Origin of the sequence: Kocuria rosea (genome assembly GCF_023715525.1) — a bacterium.
Classification (GTDB): domain Bacteria; phylum Actinomycetota; class Actinomycetes; order Actinomycetales; family Micrococcaceae; genus Kocuria; species Kocuria rosea_A.
The window spans coordinates 1-19,532 of the sequence record NZ_JAMBOG010000033.1; the positions used below are offsets into that span (position 1 = coordinate 1).

The 19,532-nt window shown below is 74.6% G+C and carries 16 protein-coding genes and 1 pseudogene; 12 read left to right on the forward strand and 5 right to left on the reverse strand.

Translation table 11 applies throughout. From position 1 onward, the window contains the following. Nucleotides 1-83 precede the first annotated feature (83 nt). Together M3185_RS15905 and M3185_RS15910 are read left to right on the forward strand one after the other, a co-directional pair. Nucleotides 84-632, forward strand: a complete 549-nt coding sequence (locus M3185_RS15905; protein ID WP_251334650.1) for a hypothetical protein — start codon at nt 84-86, stop codon at nt 630-632. 94 nt (nt 633-726) lie between these two features. Continuing rightward, complete coding sequence (locus tag M3185_RS15910; RefSeq protein ID WP_251334651.1) at nt 727-2,763, forward strand: oxidoreductase; 2,037 nt, start codon at nt 727-729, stop codon at nt 2,761-2,763. 10 nt (nt 2,764-2,773) lie between these two features. On the opposite strand, the pseudogene M3185_RS15915 reads toward M3185_RS15910, so the two are convergent. After that, nucleotides 2,774-4,511, reverse strand: a pseudogene (locus M3185_RS15915) (gamma-glutamyltransferase family protein). Nucleotides 4,512-4,899: 388 nt separating this feature from the next. Between M3185_RS15915 and M3185_RS15920 the strand changes: the two are divergent. Beyond that, on the forward strand, nt 4,900-5,118 hold the full coding sequence (locus M3185_RS15920; RefSeq protein WP_251334652.1) for a hypothetical protein: 219 nt from the start codon (nt 4,900-4,902) through the stop codon (nt 5,116-5,118). Nucleotides 5,119-5,142: 24 nt separating this feature from the next. On the opposite strand, the gene rraA is transcribed toward M3185_RS15920, so the two are convergent. Next, nucleotides 5,143-5,622, reverse strand: coding sequence for a ribonuclease E activity regulator RraA (gene rraA / locus M3185_RS15925; RefSeq protein ID WP_251334653.1), 480 nt, complete (start codon nt 5,620-5,622; stop codon nt 5,143-5,145). Nucleotides 5,623-5,704: 82 nt separating this feature from the next. Continuing rightward, nucleotides 5,705-7,264 carry an MDR family MFS transporter gene (locus M3185_RS15930; RefSeq protein ID WP_285860005.1) on the reverse strand — a complete coding sequence of 520 codons (1,560 nt, stop codon included), beginning with the start codon at nt 7,262-7,264 and terminating at the stop codon, nt 5,705-5,707. 271 nt (nt 7,265-7,535) lie between these two features. Between M3185_RS15930 and M3185_RS15935 the strand changes: the two genes are divergently transcribed. Genes M3185_RS15935 through pknB form a run of 7 tightly spaced genes read left to right on the forward strand, consistent with a single transcriptional unit; the run spans nt 7,536 to nt 17,345 of the window. Further along, nucleotides 7,536-8,300 carry an FhaA domain-containing protein gene (locus tag M3185_RS15935; RefSeq protein WP_251334655.1) on the forward strand — a complete coding sequence of 255 codons (765 nt, stop codon included), beginning with the start codon at nt 7,536-7,538 and terminating at the stop codon, nt 8,298-8,300. Continuing rightward, nucleotides 8,301-8,819 carry an FHA domain-containing protein FhaB/FipA gene (locus tag M3185_RS15940; RefSeq protein WP_251334656.1) on the forward strand — a complete coding sequence of 173 codons (519 nt, stop codon included), beginning with the start codon at nt 8,301-8,303 and terminating at the stop codon, nt 8,817-8,819. A gap of 3 nt (nt 8,820-8,822) precedes the next feature. Next, nucleotides 8,823-10,352 (forward strand): PP2C family protein-serine/threonine phosphatase, encoded by a 1,530-nt coding sequence (locus tag M3185_RS15945; RefSeq protein WP_251334657.1) that lies wholly within the window; start codon nt 8,823-8,825, stop codon nt 10,350-10,352. Next, nucleotides 10,349-12,079 (forward strand): FtsW/RodA/SpoVE family cell cycle protein, encoded by a 1,731-nt coding sequence (locus M3185_RS15950; protein ID WP_251334658.1) that lies wholly within the window; start codon nt 10,349-10,351, stop codon nt 12,077-12,079. Before M3185_RS15945 ends, M3185_RS15950 begins: the two co-directional genes overlap by 4 nt. After that, nucleotides 12,076-13,521, forward strand: coding sequence for a peptidoglycan D,D-transpeptidase FtsI family protein (locus M3185_RS15955; protein ID WP_251334659.1), 1,446 nt, complete (start codon nt 12,076-12,078; stop codon nt 13,519-13,521). Before M3185_RS15950 ends, M3185_RS15955 begins: the two co-directional genes overlap by 4 nt. Continuing rightward, nucleotides 13,518-15,314 carry a protein kinase domain-containing protein gene (locus tag M3185_RS15960; protein WP_251334660.1) on the forward strand — a complete coding sequence of 599 codons (1,797 nt, stop codon included), beginning with the start codon at nt 13,518-13,520 and terminating at the stop codon, nt 15,312-15,314. The genes M3185_RS15955 and M3185_RS15960 overlap by 4 nt, the downstream gene beginning before the upstream one ends. Before the next feature lie 3 nt (nt 15,315-15,317). Further along, nucleotides 15,318-17,345, forward strand: a complete 2,028-nt coding sequence (gene pknB / locus M3185_RS15965; RefSeq protein WP_251334661.1) for a Stk1 family PASTA domain-containing Ser/Thr kinase — start codon at nt 15,318-15,320, stop codon at nt 17,343-17,345. A gap of 25 nt (nt 17,346-17,370) precedes the next feature. Here the strand turns inward: pknB and M3185_RS15970 are convergent, their stop codons facing one another. Further along, entirely contained in the window at nt 17,371-18,009 is a 639-nt protein-coding gene (locus tag M3185_RS15970) for an anthranilate synthase component II (RefSeq protein WP_251334662.1), read from the reverse strand. A gap of 142 nt (nt 18,010-18,151) precedes the next feature. Here M3185_RS15970 and M3185_RS15975 point away from each other — a divergent pair, with 142 nt between their 5' ends. Together M3185_RS15975 and M3185_RS15980 are read left to right on the forward strand one after the other, a co-directional pair. After that, the gene (locus tag M3185_RS15975) at nt 18,152-18,553 is read left to right on the forward strand and encodes a cell division protein CrgA (protein ID WP_251334663.1); all 402 of its coding nucleotides are present in this window, start codon (nt 18,152-18,154) and stop codon (nt 18,551-18,553) included. Next, nucleotides 18,550-18,756, forward strand: a complete 207-nt coding sequence (locus M3185_RS15980) for a hypothetical protein (protein WP_251334664.1) — start codon at nt 18,550-18,552, stop codon at nt 18,754-18,756. The genes M3185_RS15975 and M3185_RS15980 overlap by 4 nt, the downstream gene beginning before the upstream one ends. A 75-nt stretch (nt 18,757-18,831) precedes the next feature. Here M3185_RS15980 and M3185_RS15985 read toward each other — a convergent pair whose 3' ends face one another. Further along, nucleotides 18,832-19,428, reverse strand: coding sequence for a YceI family protein (locus tag M3185_RS15985; RefSeq protein WP_251334665.1), 597 nt, complete (start codon nt 19,426-19,428; stop codon nt 18,832-18,834). Nucleotides 19,429-19,532: the final 104 nt, after the last annotated feature.

Here is a 19,532-nt window from a genome sequence, read left to right on the forward strand (position 1 = left end):
TCATCGCGCAGGGCCTCCACCTGTGGTGCGCCCCCCCCCCCCCCCCGGCCCCGGGGGGGGGGGCCCCCGCTACGCTGTGCCCCATGAGCACCCGAGGCACCAGCACCGGCGGGATCGCCGCGGCCACCGGCATCCCCTGGGAGACATGGACGGCGCGGCTCGAGGAGCTGGGCGCCCGGCGGATGGGGCACGCCGAGATCGCCCGGCACGTGGCCGGGCAGCTCGCGGGCGTCGTCGCCAACCACGAGTGGTGGGCCCAGGCCGTCACCGTCGCCTACGAGCAGCACGTCGGCGCCCGGCGCCCCGGCCAGACCAGGGACGGGCGCTTCAACGTCAGCGCCGGCCGCACCGTGGACGGCAGCCTCGACGAGACCCTCGCCCGCTGGAGCGCCGTCATGGCCGGGCGCTCGGACGCCGCCGGGGCGGCCTTCGCGGACGAGCCCAGCACGAGCGCCACCGAGAAGTGGCGCTACTGGCGCGTGCGCCTGGCCGACGGCACCCGGGTCTCCGTGAACGTCGGGACCAGGGGCCCGACCCGCTCCGGGGTGGCCGTCGCGCACTCCGGACTGGCCGCGGCGGAGGACGTCGAGCCGTGGCGCGCCTTCTGGAAGGGCCGGCTGCGCGAGCTCTGAGCCGCGTCCTCCACCGCCCGGACGCACGCCCCGCTTGTGGCCCACGTCACGGCTCGCCTACGGTGACCCCGGTACCTGAGACGAGGAGTATCGGATGACCGCGCCCTACCCCCACCTGACGGCCCCGCTGGACCTGGGCTTCACCACCCTGCCCAACCGCGTGCTCATGGGATCCATGCACACCGGCCTGGAGGAGCAGCCCGGCGGCTTCGAGCGCCTGGCCGCGTTCTACGCCGAGCGGGTGCGCGGCGGCGTCGGGCTCATCGTCACGGGCGGGATCGGCCCCAGCCCCGAGGGCGCCACCCGTCCCGGGGCCGCCCTCCTGGCCACCCCCGAGGAGGTGGCCGGGCACCGCACGGTCACCGGCGCCGTGCACGCGGAGGGCGGCAGGATCGCCCTGCAGATCCTGCACTCCGGCCGCTACGCCCAGAGCACGGCCGCCGTCGCGCCGAGCGCGCTGCGTGCCCCCATCAGCCCGGTCGTCCCGCATGAGCTCACCGACGAGGAGATCGAGCGGACCATCGAGGACTTCGCCCGCACGGCCGTCCTGGCCCGGGAGGCCGGCTACGACGGGGTGGAGGTCATGGGCTCCGAGGGCTACCTCATCAACGAGTTCGTCGCCGCCGGGACCAACCACCGCACCGACGAGTGGGGCGGGTCCTGGCACCACCGGATGCGCCTGCCCGTCGAGATCGTCCGGCGGGTCCGGGAGCGCACGGGCCCCGACTTCGTCCTGATCTACCGTCTGTCCATGCTCGACCTCGTCCCGGGCGGGTCCACGCTCGAGGAGGTGGTCGAGCTCGCCCGGGCGGTCGAGGCCGCCGGAGCCACGCTGCTCAACACCGGGATCGGCTGGCACGAGGCCCGCGTCCCCACCATCGCCACGGTCGTGCCGCGCGGCGGCTTCGCGTGGGTGACCCGCCGGCTCAAGGGCGAGGTCGGCATCCCGCTGGTCGCCGTCAACCGGATCAACACCCCCGCGACCGCGGAGCGCATCCTGGCCGACGGCGACGCCGACATGGTCTCCCTCGCCCGGCCCCTCCTGGCCGACCCCGACTTCGTCGCGAAGGCGGTCGCGGGCCGGGCCGACGCCATCAACACGTGCATCGCCTGCAACCAGGCGTGCCTCGACCACACCTTCGCGGGCCGCACGGCCTCCTGCCTGGTCAACCCCCGCGCAGGCCACGAGACGCTGCTGCGGCTCGGACCCACCCGCCGGGCCGAGCGGATCGCCGTCGTGGGGGCGGGCCCCGCGGGCCTGGCGTTCGCGGTCAACGCCGCGGAGGCCGGGCACGCCGTCACCCTCTTCGAGGCCGGCGACCGGATCGGTGGCCAGTTCCTGCTCGCGCTGCGCGTCCCCGGCAAGGAGGAGTACGCCGAGACCCTGCGCTACTACGCCGTGCGCCTCGCCGAGCTGGGCGTGGACGTGCGGACGGGGACGGCCGCGGGGCCCGGGCACCTCGCCGGCTTCGAGCGGATCGTGCTGGCCACCGGCGTGGAGCCGCGCGTGCCGGCGATCGAGGGCGTGGACCACCCGTCGGTCGCCGGCTACCGCGACGTCCTGGAGGGCGCCCCCGTCGGGCGGCGCGTCGCGGTCCTCGGAGCCGGCGGCATCGGCTTCGACGTCGCGCAGTTCCTCGTCCACGACCCCGCCTCCTCCGGGCACGACTTCTACCGCAGCTGGGGCGTGGACACCACGCTCTCCACCCGCGGCGGCCTCGTCCCGCCGCGGCCGCCGCGCCCCGCGCGGGAGGTGACGCTGTTGCAGCGCTCCCCGGGCAGGCCGGGCGAGCGCCTGGGCCGGACCACCGGCTGGATCCACCGGGCGTCGTTGAAGGCCGCGGGCGTGCGGATGCTGGGCGGGGTGGGCTACCGGAGGATCGACGACGCGGGGCTGCACCTGGTGGTGCCCGGCCCCGGCGGGCCGGTGGAGCAGGTGCTGGCCGTGGACACCGTGGTGCTGTGCACCGGCCAGGAGCCGGCGCGGCGGCTGCACGACGCCCTGCTGGCGGCCGGCCACGACGCCGAGGCCGTGCCGGTGCACCTCGTCGGCGGGGCGGACGTGGCCGCCGAGCTCGACGCCAAGCGGGCGATCCGGCAAGCCACCGAGCTCGTCGCCGCCCTCGGCTGACGTCCAGGGCTCAGCGCCCGGCGGCGTAGCCCTGGGCGCCGCGCGGGTTCGCCGCGGCCCCGACCACCCCGGTGGCCGGGTCGCGGGTCACCACCGAGAGCCGCCCGAGCGACCAGTCCCCCGCCCGCACGACCCGGTGCCCGCGCCGCTCCAGGCCGGCGAGCACGGCCGGGCCGAGCCGGTCCTCGACCACCGCGCCGCCGGGCTCCCACGTGCGCGGCCAGAAGGAGCCGGGCACGGAGGTGGTGTGCAGGGTCGGCGCGTCGACGGCCTGCTGGGGCGTGTAGCCGCCGACGATCGTGCGCAGCAGCCACGGCAGCTGCCACTGGTCCTGCTGGTCCCCGCCGGGCGAGCCGAGCGCCGCCACCGCGTGCCCGTCCCGGAGCACGAGCGTGGGGGTCAGCGTCGTGCGCGGGCGCCGGCCGGGCCGCAGCTGCGAGGGGCCCTCCTCGAGCCACGTCATCTGCAGCCGGGAGCCGAGGCAGAACCCCAGCTCCGGGATCGTGGGCGAGGACTGCAGCCATCCGCCGGAGGGGGTCACGGCGACCATGTTGCCCCACCGGTCGACCACGTCGAGGTGGCAGGTGTCCCCGCGGGTCTCCCCCCGTGGGCCGGACCGTGGGCTCCCCCACCGCGGACAGCGCGGAGGAGTCTCCCGGGTGGTATTCCGTGCGCAGCGGCGGCACGAACGGCTCGCACCCCGGGACCCGGCCCGGACGGAACCCGTGCGCGGCGGTGTCCGTGATCAGCGCCCGCCGCTGCGCCGCGTACTCCGGCGAGAGCAGGTGGGCGAGCGGCACGTCGCCGTCGCCGTACCAGGCCTCGCGGTCGGCGAGCGCGAGCTTCTGCGCCTCCAGCAGGGTGTGCGCGCCGAGAGCGGTGGAGGGGTCCAGCCGCTCGTCGTCGAGCCCGTCGAGCAGTGCCAGCGCCTGGAGCAGCGCGGGGCCCTGGCCCCACGGCCCGCTTTTGGCGATCGTGCGGCCGCGGAACCCGAGGGTCGTCGCGGGCTCGTACCCGGACTCGAAGGCCGCGAGGTCCTCCACGGTCATGACCCCGGCATGGTCGGTGCCCGAGGAGTGCCGGTGCGTGACGGCGAGGAAGTCGACGGCGGCCCGGGCCACGAAGCCCTCCCGCCAGGCGCGGCGGGCGGCGTCGATGCGGGAGGCGCGGTCCGGCCGGTCCGCGCCGGCCTCGACGAGGCGCTCGAGCACCCGGGCGTACGCCGGGTTGCGGATCACCTCGCCCGCGGCCGGGGGGCGGCCCTGCGGCATCCACTGCCGGGCCGAGGACGGCCAGTGCTCGGTGAACAGCCGCGCGACCGCCGTGATCGTGGCCCCCACCCGGCCGAGCACGGGGTGGCCGTCGCGGGCGTAGCCGGCCGCGAACCCCAGCACGTCGGCGAGCTCCCACGTGCCGTGGTCGCGCAGGAGCACGAACCAGGCGTCCACCGCGCCCGGGACGGCGGCCGCGAGCGCCCCAGCGCCGGGCACGAGCTCGAGGCCCTCCGCGCGGTAGTGCTCCACGCTCGCCCCGGCCGGGGCGGGCCCCTGTCCCATGAGCACGACGGGCCGGCCCGGGTCCGCGGCCGTGGCGAACAGGCCCACGAGGTCCCCGCCGGGCCCGTTGAGGTGGGGCTCCACGACGTGCAGCACGAAGCCTCCGGCCACCGCGGCGTCGAAGGCGTTCCCGCCGCGCTCCAGGACGGCCTGCGCGGCCGCCGTGGCGAGCCAGTGCGTCGAGGCGGCCATCCCGAACGTGCCCTGCAGGTCCGGGCGCGTGCTGAAGGAGCTGGGCGGGGTGTAGGGCACGGTGCGGTCCTCTCCGGCAGGGGTCCCAGGCTATCCCCGGCTCGCCCGGGGCCGGGAGCACCGCCGCAGCGCGTCCGCGCCGTCGCGCTCCTGCCGCCGCCTCCTCCTGCCGGGCGGGCCGGTGTCCGTCCGCGCCCTCGGCCACCGGGCCGTCGACCTCGCCGGCGCGAACATCCCCGGGCGCCCCCGCACGACGGCGTCACAACCCGTGTCCGGACGGATCCTGGAGCCGGACTGCCCGATACTGGTGTCCCCGGATCCCGCCCACGGTGCAGGAGGAGACGATGCGTGCACACCCTGGTGGCCCCCGCTTCCCGGGGGCACGGCCATGATGGTCGCCCTGGGCCTGGTCCTGATGGTCCTCGCCGTGGCCGTCGTGCTGGCCACGGCCCGGCGCGAGGTCCTGATGGAGGCCGACCGGCTCACCGCCGGGACGGTCGCCTCCACGATGGCCGTGGTGGCCGCCGGGATCGTGCTGTTCATCACGGGAGCCGCGATCGCCGGCATGTCGGTGCTGCTGACGCTGGGCCTCTCGCTCCGGCCCTGACCCCGGGCCGCAGGGAGCGCCGCGTCAGCTCTCGACGAGGATCCCGTCCTCGTCGGCCCAGACCGTGCGGCCGGGGACGAACGTGGTCCCCTCGATGACGACCGGCACGTCCTGCTCCCCGACGCCGTCCTTCGCGGACTTGCGCGGGTTGGACCCCAGCGCCTTGATCCCCAGCGGCAGCTGCGCGAGCGCGACCCGGTCCCGGACCGGGCCGTTGATGATCACGCCCGCCCAGCCGTTGCGCACGGCGGCCTCCGCGATCATGTCGCCCATCAGGGCCGTGCCCATCGAGCCGTGGCCGTCGACGACCAGCACCGCGCCCTCGCCGGGCGAGTTCAGCAGGGCCTTGACGAGGGCGTTGTCCTGGAAGCAGCGGATCGTGCGCACCGGGCCGGTGAACGCGCGCACCCCGCCCAGGTCGAGGAACTGGCGGGGGCAGGACATCAGCTGCTCCCCGCGCTCGTCGTAGAGGTCGGCGGTCGAGAACGGGCGGGGATCGGTCATGGGCTGCTCCTCGGCGTGGACGGGCGCGGACGGCCTCCGGTGGCGGTCCCGGGCACCACAGTAGCCACGCCCGTGGACGGGGTCAGCCCTCCGCGCGCTCCGCCGGCCGGCCGGGGGCGTCCTCGGGGGACGGGCCCACGGTCGTGCCCAGCGGGATCTCCTCGATGAACAGGGACAGCACCAGGCACGCCGCCGCGACGGGCAGCCCCCACAGGAAGACGGGGGGCAGGGCCTGCGCGAAGGCATGCCCTACAGCGTCCTGCACCAGAGCGGGCAGGGACGCGAGCACCTGGGGGCTCAGGGCATCGACGTCGAGGGCGGGCGCCGCCGGGCCCGCCGGCAGGGCGGCGCCGAGGGCGTCGTCGAGCCGGGCGACGAACAAGGAGCCGAACACCGAGATCCCGAAGGACGCCCCGATCTGGCGGAAGTAGTTCGACGACGACGTCGCCGCGCCCACGTCCGCGGAGGGCACCGCGTTCTGGACGATCAGCACGAGGTTCTGCATCAGGCAGCCGATCCCAAGACCGATGACCACCATGCCCGTGGCCGTGAGGGCGTAGGGGGTGGTCTCGTCGATCCGCGACAGCAGCACCAGGCCCCCGGCCATCACCACCGAGCCCAGCACCGGCCACGCCCGGTACCGCCCGGTGCGCGCGATCCGCCGGCCGGTCCCGATCGTGCCCACAAGCATGCCGACGGTCACGGGGATCATCATGAGCCCGGAGCCGGTGGCCGAGGCCCGGTCCACCATCTGCAGGTACGTCGGCAGGTAGGAGATGGTGGCGAACATGATCACGCCCATCCCCACGGCCGCCGCGGTGGGGACCAGGAAGTTGCGCACCCGGAACAGGTGCAGCGGGATGATCGGCTCCGCGGCCCGGCGCTCCACGAGCACGAACAGCACGGCCAGCACCGCGGCCGCCGCGGCCAGGCCCAGGATCTGCGGGCTCGCCCACCCGTACGCGGTGCCGCCCCACGTGGTGAGGAGCACGAACGCCGTGCTGCCCAGCGCGAGCAGCACGGTCCCGAGGACGTCCAGGCGCACGGGCCCGCGCGGGGCGTGGGGCAGGTGCAGGTAGCGGGGGATGAACACGAGCGTGACCAGGCCCAGGGGCAGGTTGATGTAGAACACCCAGCGCCAGCTCACGAGGTCGGTGAGGAACCCGCCCAGCAGCGGCCCGCTCACCGAGGCCAGGCCGAAGGCCGCCCCGATGATCCCCATGTACTTCCCGCGCTCCCGGGCGGGGACGAGGTCGGCGATGATCGCCTGCGCCCCGATCAGCAGACCGCCGCCGCCGAGGCCCTGCAGGGCGCGGAAGACGATGAGCTGGGTCATGTCCTGGGCGGCCCCGGCCAGCATCGACCCGGCCAGGAAGACCACCACGGCCACGAGGAAGATCCGCTTGCGGCCGTAGAGGTCGCCGAGCTTGCCGTAGACCGGCAGCCCCACGGTGGCGGCGAGCACGTAGGCGGTGATCGCCCAGGAGATCCGCTCCAGCCCGTTGAGGTCCCCCACGATGGAGGGCAGGGCCGTGGCCACGATCGTCTGGTCGAGGGCCGCGAGCAGCACGGCCATCAGCAGGCCCAGGAACGTCAGGCGCAGCCGGCGGTCCCCGGCGCCGCCGACCGCCGTCCCGCTCAGCGGTCCGCGCCGATCACGGTGGCGCCCTCGGGCCTGCCGGTCGCGGCTGCCGCCGCGCAGGACAGGGCCGGAGCCCCCGGGCGGACGAGCCGTTCCTCAGGATGCTGCACCACAGGATTCTCGCGCCCCCGGGAACCCCTGGCAAGGGGAGCTGACCCGCCCGTCCCGGACCGCCCATCGGGCTCACAGGCGCCACGTCTACTATCCTGGAGAACGCCTGACCCGAGACCGGGGGCATGCGCACCGTGATCGACGCCAGGAAGGAGGCGCCATGGGATTCCTCGAGAGCCTCGAGAACAACATCGAGAAGGCCGTCCGCGCCGCCTTCGCCACCGGCTCCCGCAAGCGGGTGGAGGCGGTCGAGATCGCCAGCGCCCTGCGGCGCGAGCTGGACCAGGAGGCGTTCACCATCTCCGCGGGCCGCACCATGGCCCCCAACGTGTTCGTGGTGGAGTTCTCCGACGAGGACTTCCCCCGCGCCCAGGACTGGGGCACGCCCCTCGCCGAGGAGCTGTGCGACGTCGTGATCAAGCACGCCCGCAGCCAGGCCTACACCCTCCAGGGGGCCGTGAAGGTCTCCTTCACCCGCAACCCCGAGGTGGAGGCGGGCGAGTTCCGCATCCACTCCTCCGCCCAGCGCACCGCGGAGTCCCCCAACACGCCGTCCACCCCGAGCGGGCACCGCATCGCCCGCAGCCACCGCCGCGAGGAGGCCGAGCCGCCCCCGCCCGCCCAGCACTGGATCCCGGTGCTCGACGTGGGCGGGGAGCGGTTCTCCATCAACGCGGACTCGATCGTGCTGGGCCGCTCCGCCGAGGCGGACATCACGGTGGAGGACACCGGGGTGTCCCGCAAGCACCTCGAGATCCGGCGCCAGGGCGAGCACTTCCTGGCCGTGGACCTGGGCTCGACCAACGGCTCGTACGTGGACGGGGAGCGGGTGATCGGCCGCACCGAGCTGGTCAACGGGTCCGTGATCACCATGGGGCGCACCCGGATCACGTTCCGCCTCCTGACCCCGAAGGGGCACCGCTGAATGTCCGAACTGACCGTCACGCTGCTCCGCTTCGGCTTCCTGGCCCTGCTGTGGATCTTCATCTTCAGCATCGTCGCCAGCCAGGGCCGTGACCTGGCGGTCGGCGGGAAGCTGCCGGCCGCCCTCACCCGCTCCCGCCGGCGCGGCGCCGAGCGCACGCCGCCCGCGCCCTCGGCGGCGACGGCGGCGGTGCCCCCGGCCGGGGGCACCCCCACGGGCCAGCGCTCCCGCCCCCAGACCCTGGTCGTGCTCGACGGGCCGCTGCGCGGCCGCAGCTTCGCTCTCGGCAGCGCCCCCGTGCTCCTGGGCCGCTCCCCCGAGGCCACCGTGCCCCTCGGGGACGACTACGCCTCGGGCCGCCACGCGCGGCTGTTCCCGCAGGGCTCCCGCTGGTTCCTCGAGGACCTCGGCTCCACCAACGGCACCTACGTGGCCGACCAGCGCCTCACCCGGGCCGTGCCCCTCGACGCCGGGACCCCGTTCCGGGTGGGCAAGACCGTCCTGGAACTGAGGCCCTGACGCATGGGGATCGCCTTCCGCTACGCCGCGCGCTCCGACGTGGGCCGGGTCCGTTCGAAGAACGACGACTCCGCCTACGCCGGCCGCTACCTGGCCGTGGTCGCCGACGGCATGGGCGGGCACGTGGGCGGCGACGTCGCCTCCGCGTCGGCGGTCATCGACCTGACCTCCCTCGACCGGCCCGACCACCACGGGGAGGGCGCCACCGTCCTCGCGGACGAGATCCAGAACGCCAACCAGAACCTGGCCCGGCTCGTGGTCGGCAACCCCCGGCTGGGCGGGATGGGCACCACCGTCACGGCCCTGCTCGCCGACGGGCAGGACCTCGTCGTCGCGCACATCGGCGACTCCCGCGCGTACCGGCTGAGCGGGGAGGGCTTCCGCCAGGTCACCCGGGACCACACGTTCGTGCAGCGGCTCATCGACGAGGGCCGGCTGCGCCCCGAGGAGGCCGAGTCCCACCCGCACAAGAACGTCCTGATGCGCGTGCTCGGCGACGTCGACGCCTCCCCCGAGATCGAGGTCGAGGTGCTGCGCCCCGAGGTCGGCGAGCGCTGGCTGCTGTGCTCGGACGGGCTCAACGCCGTCGTGCGCCCGGAGACCATCGAGTCGGTGCTGCGCTCCACCGGGGACCTCAACCAGATCGTCGACACCCTCGTGGAGCTCACCCTCGACCGCGGGGCCCCCGACAACGTCACCGTGGTGGTGGTCCAGGTCTTCGAGACCGACGACGGCGCCCCGCCCGCCCCCCAGGAGGGGGAAGCCCACGGGGCGGTGCCCGACCCCGAGCACGCCCGGACCTCCGACGAGCTCACCGCCGCGACGGACCCGGCGGGCCCCTCCTCGCCCGCCCCGCAACCCCGCTCCGAGTCCTCGGCCGCCCTGCTGCGCCGGGACCTCGCGGCGCGCCCGCACCTGCTCGTGGGCGCCGCCGCCAACGCCACCCAGACCGGGCGCATCCCCACGGTCAGCGACAGCGTCCTGCAGCGCCGGGCCACGCTCGTGCGCACCTCGACCCCCGACACCCTGGCCGACCCGCGAGAGGTCGAGTCCGCCCTGCACCGCGCGGAGGCGGCCGCGGCCCCGTCGCCGCGCCGGCGCCGGCGCCGGCGCGCACTGGCCGTGCTCACCCTCGCCACGGTCGGGCTGCTGCTGGTCGCGGGCGGATGGCTCGCCAACGGCTGGATCAGCTCCCAGTACTACGTCGGCGAGGACGAAGGCAACGTGGCCATCTACAACGGCGTCTCCCAGAGCCTCGGGCCCGTGGGCCTGAGCGACCTGGAGCAGAGCACGGACCTGCGCGTCGAGGACCTGCCCAGCTACGCCCAGGCGCGGGTGCGCAACGCGATCCCGGCCGGCAGCCTGGAGGAGGCCGAGCGGATCGTGCGCGAGCTGCGGGACTCCGCGCGGGGCGAGAGCGCCGCGCCGGCCCCCACGCCCCGCCCGACCGGCACGGTCCGGCGGGCCACCGGCTCGCCGGTGCCCACCGCCCCGAGCTCCTCCCCGTCCGAGAGCCCCGGAGGTGCCCGATGAGCGCCGTCACCGCGCCCCCCGCCCCCGCGCCCGTCCAGAAGCCGCGGCGGATCACGGAGCTGGCCCTGCTGGTCGTCGCCGTGGGCGTCGGCGTGGCCGCCAACATCCTCGTGGACCCGGACCAGCTCGGCTCCGGGGACCCGCACATCCTGGTCACCGGGCTCGTGCTGGGCATCGGGGCACTGCTGCTGCACGTGGTGCTGTGGCTGCGCGCGCGCTACGCCGACCCCTACCTCCTGCCCATCGCCGTCGCCCTCAACGGCCTGGGGATCGCCATGATCCACCGGATCGACCTCACCACGGACCAGACGGCCGCGGACTCGCAGGTGCTGTGGACGGCCCTGGCCATGACCGCCGCCGGGCTCGTCCTGTGGTTCCTCAAGGACCACCGGGTGCTGCGCCGCATCACCTACATCTCACTGGTGCTCAGCGGCCTGCTGCTCCTGCTGCCGCTGCTGCCGGGACTGGGCCTCGAGCTCAACGGCGCGCGGATCTGGATCTCCGTGGGCGGGCGCACCTTCCAGCCCGGCGAGGTCGCCAAGATCACCCTGGCCGTCTTCTTCGCCGGCTACCTCTCGACCAACCGGGACCTCATCCTCCTGGCCGGGCGCAAGCTGGGCCCGGTGCGGTTCCCGCGGTTCCGCGACATGGCGCCCATGTTCACGGCGTGGCTCATCGCGATCGGCGTGCTGGTGTTCCAGCGCGACCTCGGCTCCGCCATCCTGTTCTTCGGCCTGTTCGTGGCCATGATCTACCTCGCCACCAGCCGGCTGAGCTGGATCATCATCGGTGTGCTGCTCGTGGCCCTGGGCGGCTTCCTCGCCAGCCAGGTCTTCGGGCACGTGGCCGCCCGCCTCGACTCGTGGCTCAACGCCTTCGACCCGGAGGTCTACAACCGGGCGCCCGGGGGGTCCGCGCAGATCGTGCAGGGCCTGTTCGGGCTCTCCTCGGGCGGGCTGTTCGGCCAGGGCCTGGGCCAGGGCCGGCCCGACCTCGTCTCCTACGCCAACTCGGACATGATCATCACCGCGTTCGGCGAGGAGCTGGGGCTCATCGGCGTCAGCGCGATCCTCGTGCTGTTCTTCCTCTTCGTCACCCGCGGCTTCCGGGCGGCGCTCGGCACCCGGGACGCGTTCGGCAAGCTGCTGGCGGCGGGGCTGTCCGCGGTCATCGTCCTGCAGCTGTTCGTGGTGGTGGGCGGCGTCACCCGGCTCATCCCGCTGACCGGGCTCACCACGCCGTTCATGTCCGCCGGCGGGTCCTCGCTGCTGTCCAACTGGATCATCGCGGCGATCGTCCTGGCGATCTCCCACACCGCCCGGCGCCCGGTGGTCACGGGCCCGGCCACCGAGGAGGACCTCGCGGAGGTCGCCGCCCACGAGGCGGCGCTGCGGGAGGCCTCCCGCCGGGACGAGCAGGAGCGCGCCGAGCGCCTCGAGCGCCGCCGTGCCCGCCGCGACGGCACCGCCGACGACGAGGACGACGCCGAGCACGACACGACCGCGGACGCCACCGCCCGGCAGCGCGCCGTCGGGCCGGCGACCGCGCGCACCGCCGCGGTCCCCGCGGCCCCGGCCGAGCCCGCCGCCACGGAGCCGATCACCGCCGCGGGACCGGGTGCGCGCCGGGCCGCCGACGACGGCGGCACCCCCACCGAGGCGATGTCCCGCCTCACCGACCAGGACCGCCGCGGCGGCGCAAGCACCGAGAACGGAGGAGCACCGTGAACCGGGCGATCCGACACACGTGGACGGCCGGCGTGGCGATCTTCACCGTGCTGCTCCTGGCGCTGACCTACGTGCAGTTCTTCGCGGCCCGCACCCTCGAGGCGCACCCGTGGAACAACCGCAGCCTCTACGACCAGTTCGGGGCGGACCGGGGCGCGATCCTCGTGGACGGCGACCAGAAGGCCTTCTCCGAGCCCTCGGACGACGACTTCGAGTACCAGCGCGGCTACACGGACCCCCTGATGTACGGGCACCTGACCGGGTACTTCTCGCTGGTCTACGGCGCCACCGGACTGGAGGCCGCCATGGGCGACGAGCTCTCGGGCGCCTCCGCCGACCAGTTCTACGACCGCGTGGTCTCGATGTTCTCGGGCGACCAGCCCACGGGCGCGTCGGTGGAGCTGACCATCGACCCCGTCCTGCAGCAGAGGGCCTACGAGCTGCTGCAGGGGCACAAGGGCTCCGTCGTCGCCCTGGACCCGAGGACCGGGGCGATCCTCGCCATGGTCTCGACCCCGGGCTACGACCCCAACGAGCTCGCCTCGCACAACTCCGCGTCCGTGATCGCCGCGGCGGAGCGGCTCAACGCGGACGCTGACCAGCCCCTGATCAACCGGGCGATCGCCGGGGACCTCTACGCCCCCGCCTCGACGTTCAAGATCATCGACACCGTGGCCGCCCTGGAGTCGGGGCAGTACACCACGCAGACGCAGATCCCGAACCCCCAGGAGCTGCCGCTGCCCGGCACCGACGTCACCCTGCCCAACTACGTGGGCGGCGGGTGCACCGCGCGCACGCAGGCGGACCTCGAGTTCGCGCTGGAGCAGTCCTGCAACACGCCCTTCGCCCAGATCGCCCTGGACCTCGGCGAGGACGCCATCCGGGAGACGGCGCAGAACTTCGGCTACGGGGAGTCCCTGTCCGTGCCGCTGCAGGTGACCCCGTCGCTGTTCCCGGAGGAGCTCAACGACTCCCAGCTGGCCCTGTCCTCGATCGGCCAGTACGACGTGCGCACCACGCCCCTGCAGGTCGCCATGATGAGCGCGGCGATCGCCAACGACGGCGTGCAGATGAAGCCGCAGCTCGTGCGCACGGTGCGGGCCGCGGACCTGTCCGTCCTGGAGGAGCCCAGCCCCGAGCAGCTGCGCCGCTCCACGAGCGCCGACGTCGCCGCCACGGTCACGGACCTCATGGTCCAGGTGGTCGACGAGGGCATCGCCCGCGGCGCCGCGGTCCCCGGGGTCGAGGTGGCCGGCAAGACGGGCACCGCCGAGATCGGCTCCGAGGAGGGGCTCAACGACTCCTGGTTCACCGGTTTCGCGCCGGCGGACGACCCCCAGGTGGCCCTCGCCGTCGTCTTCGAGGACGTCGACGTGGCGACGGGCGCCTCCCTGACCAGTCCGAGCGCCAAGCAACTCTTCGAGGCGGTGTTGAACAAGTGAGACCATCGTCGAGCACCGTCCTGGGCGGGCGCTACGCGCTGACCGATCGGATCGCGATCGGCGGCATGGGGGAGGTGTGGAAGGCCAAGGACCGGGTCCTGGGCCGCATCGTCGCCGTGAAGATCCTCAAGGAGGAGTACAACGGGGACCCCAACTTCCTGCAGCGCTTCCGCGCCGAGGCCCGGCACACCGCCCTGCTCAACCACCCGGGCGTCGCCAACGTGTTCGACTACGGCGAGGAGGAGGGCTCCGCCTTCCTGGTCATGGAGCTCGTTCCCGGCGAGCCGCTGTCCAACATCATCGAGCGGCGCAAGACCCTGGACCCGGACACCGTGCTGAACTACATCGGGCAGACCGCCCGCGCCCTCGCAGCCGCGCACGCCCAGGGCCTGGTGCACCGCGACGTCAAGCCCGGCAACCTGATCATCACCCCGGACAACCGCGTCAAGGTCACCGACTTCGGGATCGCCCGGCTCGCGGACCAGGTCCCGCTCACGGCCACGGGCCAGGTCATGGGCACCGCCCAGTACCTCGCCCCGGAGCAGGCCACGGGCCAGACGGCCACGGGCTCCTCCGACATCTACTCGCTGGGCATCATCGGCTACGAGTGCCTCGCCGGGCGGCGCCCGTTCACCGGGGAGTCGCAGATCGCGATCGCCCTCGCCCAGGTCAACGACCCGCCGCCGCCGCTGTCCGACGAGCTGCCCGAGCCGGTGCGCGCCCTCGTGCTGTCGATGCTGGCGAAGGACCCGAAGGAGCGCCCCGCCACGGCAGGCGCCCTCGCCACCGCCGTGGACGCCATCCGGCGCGGGGACGTCACGGCCGCGGTCGCGGCCGTGCCCGGGATGCGCGCCTTCCTGGACCTGCCCGACGACGACGCCACGCAGGCCATCGAGCCGGTGCGCGACGAGCCCACCCGGCTGCTGGCCCGCCAGGGCGCCGGCGCGGCCGGCGCCGCGGCGGGCGCCGCCCTGGGCGCCGGGGCGGCCACGGCAGACGCCCCCGCCCATCCCGTCACCGCGGAGCTCGGTCTCGTCGAGCCGCCGCGGGCCCCCGAGGCCGGCGGCGCGCACCCGGTGGACGAGCCGCCGAGGCGCTCGGTGTGGGCCTGGCTGCTGCCGGTGCTGCTGGTGCTGGCCGTCGGTGCCGCGCTGCTGTGGTTCTTTCTGGTGCGGGACGCCGACCCGGTGGGCCGGGAGCCGTCCCCCACGGGCACCGTCGCCACGTCGGCCCTGCCGAGCACGAGCTCCCCCACCGCGACGGAGGCCTCGGACACCGTGGAGGTCCTCGCGGCCCGCTTCGAGGGCCGCCCGGTCGACGAGGTCGTCCAGGAGCTCTCCAACCTCGGCTTCGCCGTGCAGCGCCAGGGCCAGGCCTCCGACGGGGCGGTCGACACGGTGCTGTCGCTGGATCCCGTGGGCCAGGTGGCGCGCGGGGAGACGATCACGGTGGTCTTCTCGACCGGCCCGGACACCGTGGAGCTGCCCAGCGGCCTGGTCGGGCGTCCCTCCGAGGAGGTCCTCGCCGAGATCACCGGGGTGGGCGTCAACGTCACGCTCTACGAGGAGGTCAACGACGGCGCGGAGCCGGGCACGGTGCTGCGCACCGACCCGGTGGGCGGGTCCACCGTGCGCCCGGGCGACACGGTCGAGGTGTGGGTGGCCGTGGCACCGCCCGCGGCCACGACCACGGCGCCCCGGACCTCGGCCCCCAGCGCCCCGGCGCCCACCACGTCGGCGCCGGCCACCGGTGCACCGACGCCGACCGCGACCCCGTCCGCCCGGGAGGACTGACCCGTGCCGGGCCGGAACCCCGTCCCCCGCCTGATCAACGGTCGCTACGAGGTGGGCGAGGCCATCGGCCGCGGCGGGATGGCCACCGTCCACGTCGGGCGGGACCTTCGCCTCGGGCGCCGGGTGGCCATCAAGGTGCTGCGCCCGGAGCTGGCCCGGGACGACTCGTTCCACGAGCGGTTCAAGCGCGAGGCCCAGTCCGTGGCCGCCTTGAACCACCACTCCATCGTCTCCGTCTACGACACGGGCGAGATCGCCGCGCAGACCGACGAGGGCGTGGACCGGCCCTACATCGTGATGGAGTACGTGCCCGGCCGGACCCTCCGGGAGCTGATCCACGAGGACGCGGTCACGCCGCAAGAGGCCGTGGAGCTCACCCTGGGGATCCTCGACGCCCTCGAGTACAGCCACCGGGCCGGCATCGTGCACCGGGACATCAAGCCCGCGAACGTGATCGTGACCCCCGACCGCCAGGTCAAGGTCATGGACTTCGGGATCGCCCGGGCCGTGGAGGACACCTCGCCGGCCCTCACCCAGGCCCAGGCGGTGCTGGGGACCGCCCAGTACCTCTCCCCCGAGCAGGCCCGGGGCGAGACCGTGGACGCCCGCTCGGACCTCTACTCCGCCGCGTGCGTGCTGTTCGAGATGCTCACGGGGCGGGCCCCGTTCGTCGGGGAGTCCTCCGTGAGCATCGCCGCCCAGCACGTGCGGGACGACCCGCCCGCACCCTCGGAGTTGGACCCCCGGCTCGGGCGGCGGGTGGACGCCTTCATGGCCAGGGCCCTCGCCAAGGACCCCTCGGCCCGCTTCCAGGACGCCGGGCAGATGCGCCGGGCCCTGCGCGAGCTGCGCCCCGCGGTGCCCGACGACCTCGACGCCACGCACCCCCTTCCCCCCGTCCCCGCCCGTGACGAGGACACCAAAACCCTCCCGCCCGTGCCCGTCCTCGGCCCCGCGGCCGCGGCCCCGGGGCCCACGACGTCGGCCCCGCAGCTCGCCCCGGCGGCCGGCACGCTCCTCACCGCCGCCCCGGCGACCGGGTCGACCGAGCGCCGCCGCCGCGCGCTGCCCCTGCGCAGGGTGCTGCTCACCCTCATGGTCCTCGCCCTCCTGGGCGTCCTCGGCGTCGTGGCCCTCCAGTGGTTCCAGGACCAGCGGGACCGCCCGGTCCTGGTGCCGGTCCCGTACGTGGCCGGCATGGACGCGTCGGTGGCGGAGACGGCGGTCCGCAGCGCGGACCTCATCCCGCAGCTGGAGGAGGTCTTCGACGACGACGTTCCCGAGGGCGACGTGGTGGAGACCGACCCGGCGGCCGACACGCAGGTGGAGGAGGGCTCCACGGTCGTCCTCACGGTCTCCAAGGGCCCGTCCGAGGTGGAGGTCCCCGGCGACCTCGTCGGCCAGTCCGAGGCCTACGTGCGGGACGCACTGGATTCGGCCGGCCTCGACGCCGGACCGACCCGCACCGCGAACAGCGCCTCGGTGCCGCAGGGCATGGTCGTCGCCACGGACCCCGCCGGCGGGACCACGGTCGCGGCCGGATCCGAGGTGGGGATCGTGCTGTCCACCGGCCGGGTCACCGTGCCGGAGGTCGTGGGCCTGAGCCGGGAGGAGGCCATTGCGGCGCTCACCGCCGACGAGGTGGGCCTCGGCTACGAGATCCTCACCACGCCGCGCGCGGACGTCGAGCCCGGGCGGGTCGTCGGGCAGGGCGTCGAGGCGGGCGGCTCGGTCCCCCAGGGCGCGGCGATCACCCTCACCGTGGCCCTCCGGCCCGCCCCCGTGCCGGCTCCCGTCCCGGCGCCGGAGCCCAGCCCGGCGCCCACCGGCGCCGAGCCCACCGGCGCGGAGCCCACGACTGCGGAGCCCGAGCAGGACGAGCCGGCCGCCGAGGAGGAGCAGGCCCCGGACGAGCCGGCCGCCGAGGAGGAGCAGGCCCCGGACGAGCCGGCCGCCGAGGAGCAGGAGCGCCGGAAGGAGGCGGAGAAGGAGGCCCGGGAGGCGGAGAAGGAGGCCCGGGAGGACGGCTAGGCCGTCCGCGGGTCCAGGGCGGGGCTCAGACCGTGATCAGCGGGGACAGCGACGCGGCGGCGCGCGCCGCGCCCTTGAGGCCCACGAGCTCGAGCCAGTTGCCGAGCATCTGGTAGCCGCCCTCCGTGAGGACCGACTCCGGGTGGAACTGCAGCCCGTGCAGCGGGGCGCTCTTGTGCCGCAGGCCCATGATGACGCCGTTGGGGGTGCGCGCCGTGACCTCGAGGACGTCGGGGACGGACTGGTCCACGACGGCGAGCGAGTGGTACCGGGTCGCGGTGAAGGGGCTGGGCACGGACCCGAAGACGCTGCTGCCGTTGTGCTCGACCTGCGAGGTCTTCCCGTGCATGAGCTCCTCGGCGTGGGTGACCGTGCCGCCGTAGGCCTCCGCGAGCGCCTGGTGGCCCAGGCAGACCCCGAGCAGCGGCCGGCCGGTCTGCTCGGCGTGCCGGATCAGGGTAGTGCACACCCCGGCGTCCGCGGGGGCGCCCGGGCCGGGCGAGAGCAGCACGCCCTGGTGCTCGTCGGCGAGCGCGCACGCGGCGGCGGCGGCGAGGTCGTCGTTGCGGATGACCGTGGTCCGGGCGCCGAGCTGCTGCAGATACCCGACGAGGGTGTAGACGAAGCTGTCGTAGTTGTCCACGACGAGGATCTTGACGGCCACGGGTGCTCCTGGAGGGACGAGTGCGCGGAAACGGCGGGCCCGTCCAGCTTACGCGCCCCGGCGGGACCGCGGGGCCGGGCCGCTAGACTGGGCGCTCGGACCCCCGCCGTGACAACGGCCCGCTCGGCGACCAGGAGGAACAGTGCCCGAGTCCAAGAACCGCCGCAAGAAGCCCGCCCGCCGTCCCGGCGGGGCCGCCCGGACGAGCCCCGCGGCCCCGCCCGTCGACGAGGAGCTCGCGCGGCTGGCGGCGGAGGGACTGCCGGGCGGCTCGACGGCCGTCTTCGACCCGGACGCCGCGGCCGCCGCCGTGGCGGAGGAGCTCACCGAGCGCTCCCGGCACGGCTCCCCGGACGTCCACGCCCCCACCCCCACCTGGTACAAGGTGATCATGCTGGGCCTGATGGTCGTCGGGCTGCTGTGGCTGATCGTGTACTACCTGTTCCAGGGGGCCTACCCGGTGCCCGGCATCGGGACGTGGAACATCGGCGTCGGCCTGGGCCTGATGATGGTCGGGCTGGTCATGACCACGAAGTGGCGGTGACCGGGGTGTCCCGTCCCGGCACCGACCCCGAGGATCCCCGCGAGTCCTCCCCCAAGCCCCTCAAGGACGAGATCGCCGAGTCCCGGCCGCGGCGGGGCGGGCGGATCAACCCCGCCAAGTTCGAGGTGCGGCTGCGCCGCTGGGCCCTGCTGCTGCTGGTGGCGGTGCCCGCGATCTGGTTCCTCGCCCAGCGCCTGCAGTAGCGCGGTTCCCGACCACGACGACGGCCCGCACCGGTCGGTGCGGGCCGTCGTCGTGGTCGGGGACCGGCGGGCCGATCAGGCCTCGACGGAGATGGCCTCCTGGCCCTCGACAGTCTCCTCGGGGTCCTCCTGCGGGGCGGTGAACGCCACGTCCAGGGTGATGGTCACCTTGTCGGAGACGAGCACCCCGCCGGCCTCCAGCGCGGCGTTCCAGGTGATGCCGAAGTCCTTGCGGGAGATCGTGGTCTCGGCGGAGAACCCGCCGCGGGTGACGCCGAACGGGTCGACCACGACGCCGTTGAACTCGGTCGCCAGCTCGACCGTGCGGGTCGTGCCCTTGATCGTCAGCTCGCCGGTGATGGTGAGCTCCTCGCCGGCGACGGCGACGGAGGTCGAGGTGAACGTCATGGTCGGGTGCTGCTCGACGTCGAAGAAGTCGGCGCTGCGGACGTGGGCGTCGCGGTCGGCGTTCTTGGTGTCGATCGAGGCCATCTGCACCGTGGCGGTCAGGGTGGAGTCCTCGACCTGCTCCCCGACCGTCAGCTGGGCGTCGGCCTCGGTGAAGGTGCCGCGCACCTTGGAGATGCCCGCGTGGCGGACGCTGAAGCCGACCTCGGAGTGGGCGGGGTCGAAGGTCCAGGAGCCGGGGACGAGGCCGTTGAGCTGGGTCATGATGTTCTCCTTCAGGCGAGTGGTTTGTTGCTTCGTCAACTACTCTAGGCACCCCTTGGTGATGTGTCAACAAGATTTTTCGGGCAGCGCACGGCGGCACCGAC

What these genes read in the sequence shown, in the direction of transcription:
- M3185_RS15950 (WP_251334658.1), top strand. Translation starts at nt 10,349, where the DNA reads ATGAGCGCCGTCACCGCGCCCCCCGCCCCCGCGCCCGTCCAGAAGCCG.
- M3185_RS15905 (WP_251334650.1), top strand. Translation starts at nt 84, where the DNA reads ATGAGCACCCGAGGCACCAGCACCGGCGGGATCGCCGCGGCCACCGGC.
- rraA (WP_251334653.1), bottom strand. Translation starts at nt 5,622, where the DNA reads ATGACCGATCCCCGCCCGTTCTCGACCGCCGACCTCTACGACGAGCGC.
- M3185_RS15935 (WP_251334655.1), top strand. Translation starts at nt 7,536, where the DNA reads ATGGGATTCCTCGAGAGCCTCGAGAACAACATCGAGAAGGCCGTCCGC.
- M3185_RS15910 (WP_251334651.1), top strand. Translation starts at nt 727, where the DNA reads ATGACCGCGCCCTACCCCCACCTGACGGCCCCGCTGGACCTGGGCTTC.
- M3185_RS15940 (WP_251334656.1), top strand. Translation starts at nt 8,301, where the DNA reads ATGTCCGAACTGACCGTCACGCTGCTCCGCTTCGGCTTCCTGGCCCTG.
- M3185_RS15945 (WP_251334657.1), top strand. Translation starts at nt 8,823, where the DNA reads ATGGGGATCGCCTTCCGCTACGCCGCGCGCTCCGACGTGGGCCGGGTC.
- M3185_RS15985 (WP_251334665.1), bottom strand. Translation starts at nt 19,428, where the DNA reads ATGACCCAGCTCAACGGCCTCGTCCCCGGCTCCTGGACCTTCGACCCC.
- M3185_RS15920 (WP_251334652.1), top strand. Translation starts at nt 4,900, where the DNA reads ATGATGGTCGCCCTGGGCCTGGTCCTGATGGTCCTCGCCGTGGCCGTC.